Origin of the sequence: Sphingomonas crusticola (assembly GCF_003391115.1) — a bacterium.
Taxonomy (GTDB): domain Bacteria; phylum Pseudomonadota; class Alphaproteobacteria; order Sphingomonadales; family Sphingomonadaceae; genus Sphingomonas_I; species Sphingomonas_I crusticola.
Genome location: NZ_QTJP01000001.1, coordinates 3325608 through 3340088 on the forward strand (window position 1 = coordinate 3325608; position 14481 = coordinate 3340088).

Genomic DNA, 14481 nt, shown 5'->3' on the forward strand with positions numbered 1-14481 from the left:
CCGGAAGCCGCTTACCTCGCCCGTTATTCGCCCTAGAGGGCGTCGACCGGGCCCTTACGCCAGCATTTCCGCGCACGCCACAGGCGTTGATGGCCCGGACATGGCGATGCCGGCGCCGCAAAGAAGTGCGGTACCGGCCGATCATAGTGTCGATAGGGAAGAAATGGCGCGCCCGGAACGATTCGAACGTCCGACCCTCAGATTCGTAGTCTGATGCTCTATCCAGCTGAGCTACGGGCGCGTGAGGACGCTCCCCCTAGTCGAGGGGAATGGGCGGCGCAACCCCGCGCGTTGCTTCCGCTGAGATGCGCGATTAGGGGCGTGTCGGTGCGCACACCCTTCATCTTTGCCCTCACATTGGTTCTGGCAGGCTGCGGCACCGAAATCGCGGCGCCATCGCTCGCGCCCCGAGCGGTTGAAAAGCAGCCGATCGATATGCCGGTGGCGCATGCCAGCGAGGTGGAAAGCGTCGCCGATACAGCGCTCATGAACCAGATCGCGTCGCTGGTCGCCGCGGCCGAGGCCGGAGACAGGGCCTTCGCCGATCAGCGCGCGCGCGCGGATGCGGCGGTTCGGCGCGCAGCAGGAGCTGCACAGGGAAGCGAAGCATGGATCGTAGCGCAGGAGGCACTGACGTCGCTGGACGCGGCGCGCGCGCCGGTGCGGGATGCCGCTGCCGCAATCGACGCCCTGCGCCAGAGCCCGGCCAATGCCGCACCCGGCAATCGGGCAGCGATCGACGAGGCCGCCGCGCAGGTCACGCAGCTCGACCGTGCGGAGAGCAATGTGTTCGCAACGCTGGCGGCGAAGCTCGGCTAAGCCGCGCCGCCGCCGGCCGCCCGAGGCTGGCTATTCGGCTTTCGCACCTTGATGCGTCCCGGCGATATGAGTTGTGCGGCGGCAGGCATTTCTATCGTGCATTGAGCAAGCGCGCGGCATGTGCTGCATGATAGGTCAGCACGCCCGCACAGCCGGCCCGGCGAAAGGCCAGCAAGGTTTCGAGCACGAGCGCGTCCCGGTCGCCCGCGCCGGCAGCCGCCGCTGCCTCGATCATCGCATATTCGCCGGATACCTGATAGGCGAACACCGGCACTTCAAACCGCTCCTTCACGCGGCGGATGATGTCGAGATAAGGCAGGCCGGGCTTCACCATTATCGTATCGGCGCCCTCGGCCAGATCGAGCGCCACCTCGCGCAGCGCCTCCTCGGCATTGGCGGGGTCCATTTGATAGCCGCGCTTATCCCCCTTTAGCAGGCCACTCGAGCCGACCGCGTCCCGAAATGGACCGTAGAAAGCCGAGGCATATTTCGCCGCATAGGCCATGATCTGGACGTCGGGGAAGTTTTCCGCCTCCAGCGCCGCGCGGATCGCGCCGACGCGTCCGTCCATCATATCCGACGGCGCGATGATGTTCGCCCCGGCGCGCGCCAGCACCAGCGCCTGCTCGACCAGAACGTGCATCGTCTCGTCGTTGAGCACGCGCCCTTGGTCATCGACGATGCCGTCATGGCCATGCGCGGTATAGGGGTCGAGCGCGACATCGGTGAGAATGCCGATGTCGGGCACGGCGTCGCGGATCGCGCTGGTGGCGCGGCACATCAGATTGTCGGCATTGAGCGCTTCCTCGCCACGTTCGGTGCGCAACGCGCGCGGAGTATTGGGAAACAAGGCGATACATGGGATACCAAGCGCGAGCGCTTCCCGCGCGCGCGCGGCGATGAGATCGACCGACCAGCGCGACACACCGGGAAGCGTCGCGATCGGCTCCTCGACCTGCGATCCTTCGGTCACAAATAATGGCCAGATCAGATTGGCCGGCGACAAAGTCGTCTCAGCGACCATCGCACGGCTCCAGGGCGCGGAGCGTGTGCGGCGAAGGCGGAGGGCGGGGAAGGGGGCTTGGCTCATCGCCTCCCCCTAGACGTTATTGCCGTGTGGGTGAACGCCCGCGACCTTTACCACTGATTCGGAACTTTGCTGCAGCGCAATAAAAACCCTGCAAATCGGAGCGACGATTCTTCCCGGCTTCAACACAAAAGTCCGATCAGAGATATTCACGCGGCACGCCGGGGTCCCGTTTTGCTTGGCATTGAGCAGCGCTGTAGCGCTTGCCGTCGCTGCGCCCGGCGGTGATCCAACCATTTGATTGTGAACGATAATTTCTGGCTGAGCGACCGATGCACCCCATTCCGGATGGTAGCGGTATCACCTTTCGGGCGAAATGCTGGGTTGCCCTTCGCTCACACCAACGTGGTTGAACCAAAACGCTCGATAATAATGGTTCACAATGGATCGAAACCCCGCTATACGGGTTGAACTTAGCGACACCGAGAGTTCCTGCGCCGCGCATTCCGCGGCGCTAATTGTATCTCCCTGGGGGGGGGCGGTGTGGCTGAAGAAGGTTTTTGGAGGATTGCTGTAATGAACATGTATGCGAAGATCGCGATTGCCTCGCTTCTGGTTGCCACGTCGGCCCCTGCGCTGGCGCAGTCCACTGCCACGGCCAATGCTTCGTCGACCACGACGATCCTGTCGCCGATCAGCCTGACCAAGGTTCTGGACATGCAGTTCGGCAAGGTCGTTCGTCCGGGCGACGCCAACCCCAACACGGTTACCGTGTCGGCAGCTGGCGCCCGTACCATCAGCGGCACCGGCAACGGCGTGCTCGTCGGCACCGCCGGCCAGCAGGCACAGTTCACCGTCGCAGGCGAAGGCGCTGCCAGCATCAGCGTCACCGTTCCGGGGACGTTCGCAATGGGCCCGCTCACGGTCACCACGGCGGGCACCTATCCGACCGCAATCGGCGGCACCGCTGGTTCGCCTGGCACTGCCACGATCAACGTCGGTGGCTCGTTCCCGATGACCAGCGCGACCGCGACCGGCAGCTATACCGGCACGCTGACCGTCACCGCCGCCTACAACTGATAGCAAATCGCTCCGGACGACCGGCTCGGGCGGGTGATCGTTCGAGCCGGCGCCCGGATTGCGACAGGCTATTAGCGTAAGTAGATTAAGCGTTCGTCTTGCAAGCGCGCCCGAAACCGGCGCGCTTGCAAAGACACCCAATTATCGAATTAGCCCGCCCGGCTTCTTGAACCGGTGATCGGCGACAAGCTTCGCGCCTCGTGCGCGGCGGCATTGGCCCTGTATGGCCTGCCGAAGCGTCGATCGAGTGTTTAGTGGAGTAGCGCATGACCAATATCGCAAAGATTGCGCTTGGTCTTCTCGTCGCCGTCACGCCGGCGCAACTGCTTGCACAACAAACTTCGGCATCCGCTGATGCGACCGCATCGGTAACGCTTTTGCAGCCGATCACGCTCACGAAGGTGCTGGACATGAAGTTCGGCAAGATCGTCCGCTCGACAAACGGTAACCCCAACGTCATCGCCATCACGTCGGCCGGCGCGCGTTCGATCAGCGGCAGCGGGAACGGCATCCTGGTCGTCGGTCCGGTATTTCAGCAAGCGCAGTTCACCGTTGGCGGTGAAGGATCCTCCGCCATCACCGTGAGCGTCCCTGCCTCATTCACCATGGGCACGCTGACCGTGACCACCAGCGGCATATATCCGGCAGTGATTGACGGCGCATATGGCTCGCAAGGTACCGCCACCGTCAACGTCGGCGGCTCCATAACGGTGGCCCCGACAACTCCGACGGGCACCTACACGGGCACGTTCACGGTAACCGCGTCCTACAATTGACGCGGATCGGTCGACCTGACGCCGACATCGGCAACGGGCGAGATACTTACAATCGATGTGATGATCGGCGCGGTACTCGCTTGGCAATCCAAGCGGGAACCGCCTGCGTTCGATTGCGGCGTTGGTGACGACCCCGCGCTGGCATAATGTCGAAAATATTTGACATGGCCACCCGCCAGCATGATGATGTTAATGATATTTAACATCGGAGTCGCGCCATGTCCTTCCGCTATAAAAGCGCCTTGCTCTCGCTCGTCAGCCTCGTCCTGATCTACGGCTGGTTCTTCGTCGCCTTGCTATATGATCGGCATGCCGATCCTGCCCAGATGATGATGCGTCTCGCCGGTTCCGTGCTGCTGACGGCCGCGATACAGATTGTGGGTCACATCATCATCGCACTGACGTCCTCAGACAAATATAGCGCCATGGATGAGCGTGAGCGTGGCTTCGATCGTCGCGGGACCAGCGTGGGCTATTATGTCCTGATATTGGGCGCCCTCTGCGCGGTCGCTACGCTCCATCTTGGCGCTCACGGCCCGGACATCGGCTATGCTGTGGTACTTGCGATCGTGCTTGCCGAATGCGCGCGTCAGGCGCTGTTCCTGGTCCTTCATCACAAGGCGGTATGATGTTTCCGATCGCAAACAATGTGCGTGTCGAGCGTGAGGCGCGCAACATGACGCAGAGCGATCTGGGAGCGGCGATTGGCCTGACGCGGCAGACCGTCGCGGCGATCGAACAGCGGCGCTATTCGCCTTCGCTCGAGGCCGCGTTCCGGATCGCGCGGCTGTTCGGCCTCGGCATCGACCAATTATTTCAGTGGGAAGAGTGACGCATCCGAAACGGTCCGCGGGACGTTAGTGGGGGGTGAGCAAACTTCCCCGTAGCGCCGCCCTGATCGTCAACACCAAGTCACGCACGGGCGAGAAGGCCTTTCGCGATGCCTGCCGGCTTTTGAAGGAGGCTGGCGTCGATCTCGTGATGGCAAAGGCGGTCAAAAATCCCGCCAAGCTGCCCGACGAGGTCAAGAAGGCGGTCAATGCCAAGGTGCCGATGGTGATCGTTGGCGGGGGCGATGGCTCGATCTCATGCGCGGTCGACCATGTCGTCGGCACCGATACCGTATTTGGGTTGCTGCCGCTCGGTACCGCAAACAGCTTCGCACGCTCGCTTGCCATTCCGCTCGACATCGCCGGAGCGGTCGCCGTGCTCACCGAAGGAAAGCGCAAGAAGGTCGATCTCGGCATGATCGACGGCGATTATTTCGCCAATTGCGCGGCGATCGGCCTCTCGCCGTTGATCGCCGAAACGGTGCCGCATGATCTCAAGAAATGGCTCGGCCGACCCGGCTATCTCGGTTGGGCGGCGGTTCAATTGGCACGCTTCAAACCTTTCCTGCTGACGGTCGGGGAGGGCGCGTCCGCCGTGACGATCGACGCGCTCGAGGTCCGCATCGCGAATGGTCGCTATCAGGGCGGCACCGAATTGATCGAGACCGAGGTCGGCGATGGCGACATCGTGATCCAGGTCATCGAAGGTCAGCGACGTTTCAAATTGCTCTGGAGCTGGGGCCTGAGCCTGGGTGGGCCAGGCCCGGTGCGCGGAACGGTACGCGAATTTCGGGGTCGCGAATTCCGCATCGCCACCGATCCGCCGCTTCCTATCTCGATCGACGGAGAGGTGCTGGCGCAGACTCCGGTCACAGCCAAGCTTGCGCGGCACGCGATCGTGATGGCAGTGCCGGCCTGATGGGCGATGTCATCAACCTGCGCCGGGCACGCAGGGCGCGGCAGCGATTGTCGGCGGGTGAGTCGGCGGCGCAAGCGCGCGCCTTTCATGGCCGCACCAAGGCCGAGCGCCTGGCCGCGCAGGCCGAAACCGAGCGGCTGACACGCCATGTCGAACAAAGCCGCCTTGAAAAATCGGCTTCAGACGGCGAGGCCGGATCGATCCTTAAGGAAAATGCTGATTAGATAGCGGAGGTTCATCCAGGCGAACCTAATGAGGCCGCGATTCGCGTCGGAGTAATCGCATGTTGGCCGTTTTCGACCAGCAACTCGCCGAGCATGATGTGCCGGATATGCCCGGCGAAGTAAGCGGCGTCTTTTTCGGCGACCCCGCCCGGCCAGGGCGGTTGCGTGACCTGCTCGAAGCACGGGTCGATGCCGTGCCCGCAGGGGGCGAGATTAGCTGGGTCACCTATTATTTCCGCGATCAGCGGCTCGCCGATGCCCTGGTTCGTGCGCACCGGCGCGGCGTACGCGTGCTGGTTTCGGTCGAAGGCGCGCCGCGGGTGCGCTCGGCCAACCGTGCAGTGATCGAGAAATTGAGCGATACCGAATACGGGATCGGCGAAGGCCTGCGCGTAGTGAAGCGCGGCCTCTTCCGCCACCTGCACGAAAAGCTTTATTGCTTCAGTCATCCGCAGCCGGCGGCCTTGGTCGGATCGTTCAACCCGTCAGGCAATCAGCCCGAAGACCCTCGCATCGTCCGCGAGATCGGCGATCAGGACCGGGGACATAATTTCCTGGCGGAGGTGACCGGTGCGGCGGTGGCGCCGCTGATCGAGCATGCCCGCGCGCTCCACAGCCATACGCAAAGTCTGTTTGATCATTTCCCGCCGCGGTCCAACCCGATCGTCACCCACAAGCTGCGTGCCTATGTCTTTCCGCGTCTCAACAGCCCGCTCGACTCGCTGCTCCGCCGGCTGCAGTCGGGCTCGCGCCTGCGTATCGCGGCATCGCACCTGCGTGACGGCGGCGTCGCCGCCACCCTGGTGATGCTGGCGGCGGCGGGCGTGCATGTCGAGCTGCTGACGGAGGCTACCGAGCGGCGCGTGCCGCCTCGCATCGAACAGCAATTGGTGGCGAGCGGCGTTGCGTTCATGCGCTATCGCCATCCGGATGAGTTGCCGATGCACAACAAGTTCGTCCTTGCCGAAAGCCCGGAGGGGCGGTGGTCGGCATTCGGCAGCTTCAACCTCACACGCACGTCCCGCTGGCTCAATTCGGAGCTGCTCATGGTGAGTGAGGACGATCATGTCTTCGATGCCTTCGCCGGCCGCTGGGATGCGATGAAATCAGAGATGGCCGAGACGATCCGCTCGGCATGACGGCACCGGTCGCGTTCCTCTTCCTGGGGGAAACGCTCCTCATTCCGCACCTTTTCCCGATCGCCGAAGCGCTTGCATCGGCGGGGGTACCGGTCGATCTTTGGGTCAGCACGTCGGTTCATGAGGCGCTCCTCGGCCGTTGGGCGGCAAGCGATCAGATCCGCATCCGCCGCGCGCCCGGGTTCAGGGCCGTCCCCGACGCCGCGGACGGCCGCAATCCGCCGCTGCCGTTAAAGCCGCTAATGCTTGCGCGCATGATCCCGCATTTGTTGCGCACGCCGGTGGCGGTGTGCGCCGAACAGACCAGCTTGTGGCTGCCAACCTTGCTGCCTTTGCGGACCAAATTCGTGAAGACCGCGCATGGCGCCGGATCGATGATGGCGCGCGCGGATCGCCGGCGCAGGGCGCCACGGCTGACATTGGTGCCGGCGGAAGGGGAGAGGGAGGCGCTCGCCCGCCATGGCGTCGATCCGGCCACCATCCGGGTGACCGGTTATATCAAGGCGGCGTTCCGGCACCGCACGCCACCGCACCAATGGTTCGACGAGCGTCGTCCGATCATCCTCTATACGCCGCATTGGCAGCCGCATCGCTCGTCTTGGCCCGCGTGGGGCAGAAGGATCGTGGCTGAACTGGCAGCGCAGGATCGCTACAATGTGATCCTCGCGCCGCACCAACGGCTGGCCGAGAAAGCGCCAGAGGTGCGCGAAGTGCTGCGGGCGGTAGCGTCGCTGCCGCACGTCCATTGCGATCTCGACAGTTTCGCGATGGTGGATGGCAGCTATACCGCCGCCGCCGACATCTATCTCGGCGATACGTCGAGCCAGGCGATCGAATTCATGGCGCAGCCCCGGCCGTGCATCTTCCTCAACCCGACGCGCGAACGATGGGACGATGATCCCTCTTACGCGCAATGGCGCGGCGGCCAGGTGATCGACAGGATCGACGATCTTCTGCCCGCGATCGGCCGCGCGCCGGCCCAGCAAGCCGGTTTGGCCTCGCGTCAGGCGGCGATCGCGCGCGCGTCCCTCGGGGACACCAGCGGGGCCGCCCCGCAACGCGCCGCCGAGCTCATCCTTGAGCTGATCGAGCGCGGCTAAGGCAGGGTCGTTTTACGAGAGCTCGTCGAGCTCAAGCAGGACAAGCAGGGCCGCGCGCGCGGCTTCGATATTGGTCCATAAGTCAGGGTCGGCCAGGGCATCGGGGGCGATGCTGTCGGGCCAATATTGCTCCACCAGCGCCGCGATGCGGTCGAGCCGGTCCTCATCGACCAGGAAGCGCTGATCGATTGTCGCCGGATCGGCCACCACCCGCAGGCGCAGGCAGGCCGGGCCGCCGCCATTCGCCATCGATTGGCGGACGTCGACCAATTCCAGCCGCCGGATCGGTCCGTTGCCGGCGACCATCTCGTTAAGCCAATTCCACACCGATGGCGTCTCGCGCGCTTCGCCAGGCAGGATCAGCGCCTGTCCGCCTTCGGGCAGGGTCACGAGCTGAGCGTTGAACAAATAGGAGCTGATCGCGTCGCAGAGCGGCACTGCACTCGCCGGCACCTCGATGATCGCGACATCGGGCAGGATCCGCCGCAAATCCGCATAGAAGGTTGCAGCATCGGCGAAAGCCTGTTCGTGCGCGAACAACGTCAGCCCGTCGGCGACAGCGACCACGTCATTGTGGAATGCCCCCGCCGCGATCGCGACTTCCGACTGCGCTACGTGGAGCGTGCGCGCCGGGTCGAGGCCGTGGGATCGGGCGATGGCGCGGCCCGCTTCGGCATGCTGGCGGACGGGAAAGCCGCCGCCGGCGAATCCGTGCACGAAAATCTCGACGCCCGGCGCATCGGGCCCGGGCGCGAGGCGCATATGATTGGCCGCACCCTCGTCGCCGAAGGGCGGCGGAACCGGTGCGTGCACGGCGAAGGCGGGATTCGCGAAGGCGATGCGGAACTGCGCCAACGTCTCCGGCCATTCATGGCTGCGATGCGGCATCGTCACGAGATTGGCGACGGTCAAGTGGCAGCGCCCGTCCGCGGTATCGGCGGCGGGCGAGACGGTGGCGGCGTTGGCGGCCCACATCGGCGACGCCGAAAGCGCCGCGGCGCGCAACCACGGTGCCGCGTCGCCGACGTTGGTGGCGAGGCTCGCGAGCCAGCGATGATCCGGGCGCCGGTGCGGGAGAAACAGGCCTTGCGTCAGCCCCAGCGCGAGATTGGCGCGCATCTTGGCGATGCCCTGCAAAGCCGCCGCACGCGGATGCGCGACCTTGCCGGCATTGGCGCTGGCGGCGAGGTTGCCAGGACTGAGGCCGGCATAATTGTGGCTGGGACCGATCAGCCCGTCGAAATTGATCTCGCGCACGCCCATCAGCGCGCCGTATGCAGGATCGTGTCGCCGATCGTCACGCCCAAGGCTTCGGCACTGGCTGCATCGACACCTAGTTCGCCGGTGAGTGACACCTGGCCCAATGTCGCGCGGAACTGGGCGAGCCGGCCGGCCGAGAGGATCGCGCGCTGGCCGTCCTCGGCGGTGATGCTGTCCACCGTCGCTTCCACCGCCTCGCGCACGGTGCGCACGCGGTCCGTCGCGACCGTCATGGTCGGCCCGCCGTCGAAAATGTCGATATAGCCTTCGGCGGTGAAGCCTTCATCCTCCAGCATGCGCATCGCGGCGCGGCCATTGGGATGGGGGACGCCGATGACGGCACGCGCGGCTTCGGTCAGCATCGCCTGATAGATGGGATGCTTGGGCATCAGATCGGCGATGAACTGGTTGCCGCGGACCGCATTGAAGGCGTCGGCCTCGCGAAACGTCATGCCGAAGAAGCGCCCAGCCAGTCCGTCCCAGAAGGGGGCATTGCCAGCTTCGTCGATCACGCCGCGCAACTCGGCGAGCAGGCGGTCGGCAAAACGCGCACGGTGCCGGCGGATGAAGAGGTAACGGCTGCGCGCCAGCAGCATGCCAAGACCGCCGGCGCGATAGCGGGGATGGAGGAACAGGCCACCGACTTCCGATGACCCTTCAAGATCGGTCACCAGGGTCAGCATGTCGGCGCGAAAGATGCGGCCAAGCTCGGCGGACTGCTGGGAGACCGCGCCGAGGCGATAGGAATAGAAAGGCTGGCTCTCGCCGACGCGTGCCATGATCTGGGCGGTGCCGGCGACACGGCCGGTTTCCAGATCCTCCATCATCAGCACATAGAGATGATCGCCGGGCGTATCTTCCTCCCGCTCGATCGCGGCGTCGGATCGGGCTAGCTTGGCGGCAAGCGCGTCGCGATGGGCGGGAAGGTTGGTGAAGCCGCCGCCCGTGAGCTTCGCCATCTCATAGAGCGCGTCGATGTCCTTGGCGCGGGCGATGCGGACGACGACCGACATCAGAAAGCGTAAACCAGGGTCGCGCGTCCGATCGTGTCGAGCGAATTGCGGCCCTCGAGATTATCCTGCTCATATTGCACATTGTAGGACAGCCGCGCCTTCAGCTTGCCGATCAGCCGCGTGTCGATCGCGGTCGTCGCGGTGGCGGTGGTGTCGCCGGTCTCGATGAAGACGGACGCGTCCTGGCTGAAACTGAGCGTCGGGCTCAGCGCGAAACGCGCAGCAAGCGAGGCGCGGCCCGCCAACGTGGTACGATCGACCTGACCGACGAAATCGGTCTCGCGGATGGCAGGGCCGCCTTCGATATCGAGCTTGCCCGAAGCATTCTTGAACGCGGTCACGCCGATGCCGGCACCTGCCGTCTCACGGTTCGAATAGCCGAGCGAACGATCGCGCTCATATTGGACCAGCCCATAAGCATAGAAATCGTCATTCCATTTATAGCTCGGCTGGTAGGCGACCAGCATGCGGTCGGTCGTGGTGTTGCCGTCGGTGCGTTGATAGTCGATCCGGCCGGCAAAGCGCTGCCGCCAGCGTAGTCCGTCGCGGTTGAGCCGGGCGGACGCATAGAGGCCAAACACTTGCGAGCTTCCGGTCGAACGGCTCGCGCCGAATTCCAGCTCGCCCTTCCAGATTTCGAAGAACGTGGCCGCCGCGATGCGGGCCTGTTCGCGCAGCTGCTCGTCACGGCGGCTCGAGGCGAGTACCGCCGCATTGCCGGCGGCAAGCCGGTCGATCTCGGCGATATCGTCGGGGAAAGTCGCCTTGGCCACGCCGACGACGGCCTTGATGGTGGCATCGTCGCCGGTGCGGTAGGCGGCCGCGAGCATCGCCGCGATCGTGTCGGTCGGCGCGATCGGGCGGGCGGCGAGCGCGGTCGGCGCATCGGCCAGCGCCGGGCTGCTCAAAACCAGGAAAGTCAGGAAGCAGGGCAGGCGTCGCATAACATCCTCCTCTCAGGCGCGCTGGGCGATCAGGGGCGCGAATTCCTCCAACACGTCCCGATAGAGCTGTTGCTTGAACGGCACGATCATGGCGGGGAGATCGCGTGGATCGGCCCATTTCCAGGCGCGGAATTCCGGATGCGGCGTCTCCAGCGTGATATCCTCGTCCCGGCCCGTGAAGCGCATCAGGAACCAGGTCTGGCGCTGGCCGCGATAGCGCCCTTTCCACAATTTGCCGACCAGTTCGGGTGGAAGATCATAATCGAAAGTGCGTGACGCCCGGGAGACGATCTCGACCATGTTGCGGCCGATTCCGGTCTCCTCCTCCAGCTCGCGCAGCGCTCCGTCTTGCGGGTCTTCCCCCGGATCCAGGCCGCCTTGCGGCATTTGCCAGGCATCAGCTTTGTTATCGATTCGTTGCCCGACCCACACCTTGCCGACGGTGTTGAGCAGCATGATGCCGGCGGCGGGGCGATAAGGAAGCGTGTCCATATAATCCGCTTGGGTCAGATCGGCGGGCGGATCAAGATTGTGTTCAGGCGGCGAGGGCCACTATGGCGGGCCATCCTTGGAGCACAGACCCATGACGCGCATCCTATCTCTCGCCTTGCTGCTGGTCGCAGGCGCGGCCGAGGCGGCTCCGACCGCGGCGGCTCCTGCCGCACCGGCGACGACGTCAGCTCCGGCTCCCAAACGCTTTCCCGGGGTATCGGACGCGGGCAATGCGATATTGGCCAAGGCGCAGACCGCCCCCGATCCCCAGTTCCAGGCCTTGGGAAAGCAGGTCCGGGCGGCGCATGACCAGCTGATGAGCGCGGTGATGGCCCCGGTGATCGATGTCGACAAAGTGACGGCGGCGCTGCGTCAGGAAGAGGCCGCGCAGGCGCAGATGCGGACCTATAATAATGACCGGATGCTGAGAGCGGTGAAGCAATTGCCCGAGGACGATCGCGGCACCTTCCTGCGCACGCTCATCCTGTCGCGGCGTTCGTCTAATCCGGCACCGGCCCCTCAACCCTGAACCGATAGCCGGTCGGAAAGTCCGAGGCGAGCAGATCGGCGATGGCGCTGGCGACCGTCGCTGGCTGCTTGATGGTAGCCGGGTCTTCGCCGGGAAAGGCGTCGGTGCGCATCGCGGTTGCGGTCGCGCCGGGATCGACGATGGCGACGCGCATGTCGCCTAGCCCGGACATCTCGTCGGCATAGGCCAGGACCAAGGTTTCGAGGGCGGCCTTGGACGCTCCGTAGCCGCCCCAATAAGCGCGCGGACGGGCCCCGACGCTGGACGTAAGCGCCACCAGCCTGGGTGCGATACTCTGCCGTAACCAAGGGTCGAACGCTGCGATCAGCGCCTGATTTGCGCCGACATTGAGCGTCAGCAGCCGTGAAAATTCCTTGGCATCGATCGATGGTACAGGAGTGAGCGTCCCGAGGATCGCGGCGTTGAGCACGAGCAGGTCAAGCTTGCCCCAACGCTGTCCTATCGCATCCGCCAGCCGCCCGATCGAATCTCCGTCTGCCAGATCCAGCGGCGCGATCGTGGCCGTGCCGCCGGCCGCGTGGATCGCCTCTTCGGTCTCCTCCAAGCCCCCGACGGTGCGGGCAACGAGGATGACGTGGGCGCCCCTGGCGGCCAGCGCCTTGGCAGTCGCTGCGCCGATCCCGCGGCTGGCACCGGTGACGAGGGCGATTTTGTCGGAGAAAGGCTGGTCGGTCATGCCCGCGCACTAAAGCGTCATCGCGCGTGGTGGAAGCGTAACCGAAGCCTATCCGTCACCCTGAACTTGTTTCAGGGTCCACCAAGCATCCGCGCCGCGGCGCGTTTCGGGCGATGGATGCTGAAACATGTTCAGCATGACGAGTACCTCAGGCGGGGACGGGTTCCAGCATGGCGAACTGATCCGGAATTTCCTCGTGATCGGTAAGCGGGGTCGGATATTCGCCGGTGAAACAGGCGTCGCAATGGCTTGGGCGTCCCAGGGCGCGGCACTGTTCGCCGAGCGCGCGATAGAGCCCGTCGACGGAGACGAAGGCGAGGCTGTCGGCATTGATATAGGCCGCCATCTCTTCGACCGTCATGCGCGCCGCCAGCAATTTGGCGCGCTCGGGCGTGTCGACACCGTAGAAGCAGCTGTGCCTCGTCGGCGGTGATGCGATCCGCATATGCACTTCTGTCGCGCCGGCATCGCGCATCATCTGCACGATCTTCATGCTGGTGGTGCCGCGCACGATCGAATCGTCGACCAGCACGATCCGCTTGCCTTCGAGCAACGCCCGATTGGCATTATGCTTCAGCTTGACGCCAAGGTGCCGGATATTGTCGGCCGGCTGGATGAAGGTACGTCCGACATAATGCGAGCGGATGATGCCGAGCTCGAACGGAATGCCCGATTCCTGCGCATATCCGATTGCGGCGGGCACGCCCGAATCGGGGACGGGAATGACATAATCCGCCTCGACCAGGGTTTCGCGCGCCAGTTCGGCGCCGATCGCCTTGCGCACCGAATAGACCGAATGCCCATCGATCACCGAATCGGGCCGCGAGAAATAGACATGTTCGAACACGCAGGGGCGGGGCGCCACGGGAGCGAACGGGCGGATCGAACGCACCAAAGTATCGCTCACGATCACCATCTCGCCCGGCTCGATCTGCCGCACGAATTCGGCGCCGCACACGTCGAGCGCCACAGTCTCGGAAGCGAAAATGGTGGCATCGCCGAGCTTGCCCATCACCAGCGGCCGGATACCGAGCGGGTCGCGGCAGGCGATCATACCCTCGGGCGTCATGCAGATGAGCGAATAGGCACCCTCGACGCGGCGCAGCGCATCGATGAAGCGATCGATCATCGTCGGGTAGGTGGAAGTGGCGACGAGGTGGATGATCGTCTCCGTATCGCTCGTCGATTGGAAAATCGAGCCGCGCCGGACCAGTTCCTGCCTGATGTGGATCGCGTTTGAGAGGTTGCCGTTATGCGCGATCGCGAAGCCGCCGCCGGCCAGCTCGGCGAACAGCGGCTGGACGTTGCGCAGCGCGGTCTCGCCGGTGGTCGAGTAGCGGACATGGCCGCAAGCGACGCGGCCCGGCAAAGCTCGGATAGTCTCGTCGCGGTCGAAATTGCCGGCGACATGGCCCATGGCGCGGTGGCTGTGGAACAGCGCACCGTCCCAACTGGTGATACCAGCTGCCTCCTGGCCGCGGTGCTGCAGCGCATGCAAGCCTAGCGCGACGACCGCAGCCGCCGACTCGGCATTGTAAACGCCAAAGACGCCACACTCTTCGCGCAGCTTGTCGTCATCGAATGGATTGGTGGTGAGCATCTCAGCCCTATTGCCGCCGTGGCCGCTCATAT

Annotated in this window: 17 protein-coding genes and 1 tRNA gene; 10 read left to right on the forward strand and 8 right to left on the reverse strand. The window is 64.6% G+C overall.

All coding sequences use genetic code 11. The features are described from left to right. Nucleotides 1–164: 164 nt before the first annotated feature. A tRNA-Arg gene (locus DX905_RS15625) sits at nucleotides 165–241 on the reverse strand. A gap of 86 nt (nucleotides 242–327) precedes the next feature. Here DX905_RS15625 and DX905_RS15630 point away from each other — a divergent pair. Next, nucleotides 328–819: a hypothetical protein gene (locus DX905_RS15630; RefSeq protein WP_162875672.1), complete on the forward strand. Its 492-nt coding sequence runs from the start codon at nucleotides 328–330 to the stop codon at nucleotides 817–819. Between the two features lie 91 nt (nucleotides 820–910). Here the strand turns inward: DX905_RS15630 and hemB are convergent, their stop codons facing one another. Beyond that, nucleotides 911–1909 carry a porphobilinogen synthase gene (gene hemB / locus DX905_RS15635; protein WP_116092164.1) on the reverse strand — a complete coding sequence of 333 codons (999 nt, stop codon included), beginning with the start codon at nucleotides 1907–1909 and terminating at the stop codon, nucleotides 911–913. Between the two features lie 513 nt (nucleotides 1910–2422). Here hemB and DX905_RS15640 point away from each other — a divergent pair. From DX905_RS15640 to DX905_RS15680, 8 genes are all read left to right on the forward strand, one after another. Then, nucleotides 2423–2926, forward strand: coding sequence for a DUF4402 domain-containing protein (locus DX905_RS15640; RefSeq protein ID WP_116092165.1), 504 nt, complete (start codon nucleotides 2423–2425; stop codon nucleotides 2924–2926). 266 nt (nucleotides 2927–3192) lie between these two features. Continuing rightward, nucleotides 3193–3702, forward strand: coding sequence for a DUF4402 domain-containing protein (locus DX905_RS15645; protein WP_116092166.1), 510 nt, complete (start codon nucleotides 3193–3195; stop codon nucleotides 3700–3702). Between the two features lie 218 nt (nucleotides 3703–3920). Continuing rightward, nucleotides 3921–4331 carry a hypothetical protein gene (locus DX905_RS15655; RefSeq protein ID WP_116092168.1) on the forward strand — a complete coding sequence of 137 codons (411 nt, stop codon included), beginning with the start codon at nucleotides 3921–3923 and terminating at the stop codon, nucleotides 4329–4331. After that, nucleotides 4331–4534, forward strand: coding sequence for a helix-turn-helix transcriptional regulator (locus DX905_RS15660; protein WP_338053774.1), 204 nt, complete (start codon nucleotides 4331–4333; stop codon nucleotides 4532–4534). Before DX905_RS15655 ends, DX905_RS15660 begins: the two co-directional genes overlap by 1 nt. A gap of 35 nt (nucleotides 4535–4569) precedes the next feature. Next, the gene (locus tag DX905_RS15665) at nucleotides 4570–5451 is read left to right on the forward strand and encodes a diacylglycerol/lipid kinase family protein (protein WP_240320901.1); all 882 of its coding nucleotides are present in this window, start codon (nucleotides 4570–4572) and stop codon (nucleotides 5449–5451) included. Next, nucleotides 5451–5675: a DUF4169 family protein gene (locus DX905_RS15670; RefSeq protein ID WP_116092170.1), complete on the forward strand. Its 225-nt coding sequence runs from the start codon at nucleotides 5451–5453 to the stop codon at nucleotides 5673–5675. Before DX905_RS15665 ends, DX905_RS15670 begins: the two co-directional genes overlap by 1 nt. A gap of 59 nt (nucleotides 5676–5734) precedes the next feature. Then, nucleotides 5735–6814: a phospholipase D-like domain-containing protein gene (locus tag DX905_RS15675; protein WP_205412278.1), complete on the forward strand. Its 1080-nt coding sequence runs from the start codon at nucleotides 5735–5737 to the stop codon at nucleotides 6812–6814. Beyond that, nucleotides 6811–7914, forward strand: coding sequence for a hypothetical protein (locus DX905_RS15680; RefSeq protein WP_116092171.1), 1104 nt, complete (start codon nucleotides 6811–6813; stop codon nucleotides 7912–7914). The genes DX905_RS15675 and DX905_RS15680 overlap by 4 nt, the downstream gene beginning before the upstream one ends. 12 nt (nucleotides 7915–7926) lie before the next feature. On the opposite strand, the gene DX905_RS15685 is transcribed toward DX905_RS15680, so the two are convergent. Genes DX905_RS15685 through DX905_RS15700 form a run of 4 tightly spaced genes read right to left on the reverse strand, consistent with a single transcriptional unit; the run spans nucleotide 7927 to nucleotide 11623 of the window. Then, entirely contained in the window at nucleotides 7927–9177 is a 1251-nt protein-coding gene (locus DX905_RS15685; RefSeq protein ID WP_116092172.1) for an N-succinylarginine dihydrolase, read from the reverse strand. Then, nucleotides 9177–10187 carry an arginine N-succinyltransferase gene (locus DX905_RS15690; protein ID WP_116092173.1) on the reverse strand — a complete coding sequence of 337 codons (1011 nt, stop codon included), beginning with the start codon at nucleotides 10185–10187 and terminating at the stop codon, nucleotides 9177–9179. Before DX905_RS15690 ends, DX905_RS15685 begins: the two co-directional genes overlap by 1 nt. Further along, nucleotides 10187–11131 carry a DUF481 domain-containing protein gene (locus tag DX905_RS15695; protein WP_116092174.1) on the reverse strand — a complete coding sequence of 315 codons (945 nt, stop codon included), beginning with the start codon at nucleotides 11129–11131 and terminating at the stop codon, nucleotides 10187–10189. Before DX905_RS15695 ends, DX905_RS15690 begins: the two co-directional genes overlap by 1 nt. A gap of 12 nt (nucleotides 11132–11143) precedes the next feature. Continuing rightward, nucleotides 11144–11623: an RNA pyrophosphohydrolase gene (locus DX905_RS15700; protein ID WP_116092175.1), complete on the reverse strand. Its 480-nt coding sequence runs from the start codon at nucleotides 11621–11623 to the stop codon at nucleotides 11144–11146. A 91-nt stretch (nucleotides 11624–11714) separates the two neighbouring features. On the opposite strand from DX905_RS15700, the gene DX905_RS15705 reads away from it, so the two are divergent. Continuing rightward, nucleotides 11715–12152, forward strand: a complete 438-nt coding sequence (locus DX905_RS15705; protein WP_116092176.1) for a periplasmic heavy metal sensor — start codon at nucleotides 11715–11717, stop codon at nucleotides 12150–12152. Here DX905_RS15705 and DX905_RS15710 read toward each other — a convergent pair. Together DX905_RS15710 and purF are read right to left on the reverse strand one after the other, a co-directional pair. Next, on the reverse strand, nucleotides 12124–12849 hold the full coding sequence (locus DX905_RS15710) for an SDR family NAD(P)-dependent oxidoreductase (RefSeq protein WP_116092177.1): 726 nt from the start codon (nucleotides 12847–12849) through the stop codon (nucleotides 12124–12126). The two genes, DX905_RS15705 and DX905_RS15710, sit on opposite strands and share 29 nt — an antisense overlap. Nucleotides 12850–12997: 148 nt before the next feature. Next, on the reverse strand, nucleotides 12998–14449 hold the full coding sequence (purF, locus tag DX905_RS15715; RefSeq protein WP_116092635.1) for an amidophosphoribosyltransferase: 1452 nt from the start codon (nucleotides 14447–14449) through the stop codon (nucleotides 12998–13000). Nucleotides 14450–14481 lie beyond the last annotated feature (32 nt).

What these genes read in the sequence shown, in the direction of transcription:
- DX905_RS15670 (WP_116092170.1), top strand. Translation starts at nt 5,451, where the DNA reads ATGGGCGATGTCATCAACCTGCGCCGGGCACGCAGGGCGCGGCAGCGA.
- DX905_RS15690 (WP_116092173.1), bottom strand. Translation starts at nt 10,187, where the DNA reads ATGTCGGTCGTCGTCCGCATCGCCCGCGCCAAGGACATCGACGCGCTC.
- DX905_RS15660 (WP_338053774.1), top strand. Translation starts at nt 4,331, where the DNA reads ATGTTTCCGATCGCAAACAATGTGCGTGTCGAGCGTGAGGCGCGCAAC.
- DX905_RS15685 (WP_116092172.1), bottom strand. Translation starts at nt 9,177, where the DNA reads ATGGGCGTGCGCGAGATCAATTTCGACGGGCTGATCGGTCCCAGCCAC.
- DX905_RS15640 (WP_116092165.1), top strand. Translation starts at nt 2,423, where the DNA reads ATGAACATGTATGCGAAGATCGCGATTGCCTCGCTTCTGGTTGCCACG.
- hemB (WP_116092164.1), bottom strand. Translation starts at nt 1,909, where the DNA reads ATGAGCCAAGCCCCCTTCCCCGCCCTCCGCCTTCGCCGCACACGCTCC.
- DX905_RS15710 (WP_116092177.1), bottom strand. Translation starts at nt 12,849, where the DNA reads ATGACCGACCAGCCTTTCTCCGACAAAATCGCCCTCGTCACCGGTGCC.
- DX905_RS15705 (WP_116092176.1), top strand. Translation starts at nt 11,715, where the DNA reads ATGACGCGCATCCTATCTCTCGCCTTGCTGCTGGTCGCAGGCGCGGCC.
- DX905_RS15655 (WP_116092168.1), top strand. Translation starts at nt 3,921, where the DNA reads ATGTCCTTCCGCTATAAAAGCGCCTTGCTCTCGCTCGTCAGCCTCGTC.
- purF (WP_116092635.1), bottom strand. Translation starts at nt 14,449, where the DNA reads ATGCTCACCACCAATCCATTCGATGACGACAAGCTGCGCGAAGAGTGT.
- DX905_RS15645 (WP_116092166.1), top strand. Translation starts at nt 3,193, where the DNA reads ATGACCAATATCGCAAAGATTGCGCTTGGTCTTCTCGTCGCCGTCACG.
- DX905_RS15680 (WP_116092171.1), top strand. Translation starts at nt 6,811, where the DNA reads ATGACGGCACCGGTCGCGTTCCTCTTCCTGGGGGAAACGCTCCTCATT.
- DX905_RS15675 (WP_205412278.1), top strand. Translation starts at nt 5,735, where the DNA reads ATGTTGGCCGTTTTCGACCAGCAACTCGCCGAGCATGATGTGCCGGAT.
- DX905_RS15695 (WP_116092174.1), bottom strand. Translation starts at nt 11,131, where the DNA reads ATGCGACGCCTGCCCTGCTTCCTGACTTTCCTGGTTTTGAGCAGCCCG.
- DX905_RS15700 (WP_116092175.1), bottom strand. Translation starts at nt 11,623, where the DNA reads ATGGACACGCTTCCTTATCGCCCCGCCGCCGGCATCATGCTGCTCAAC.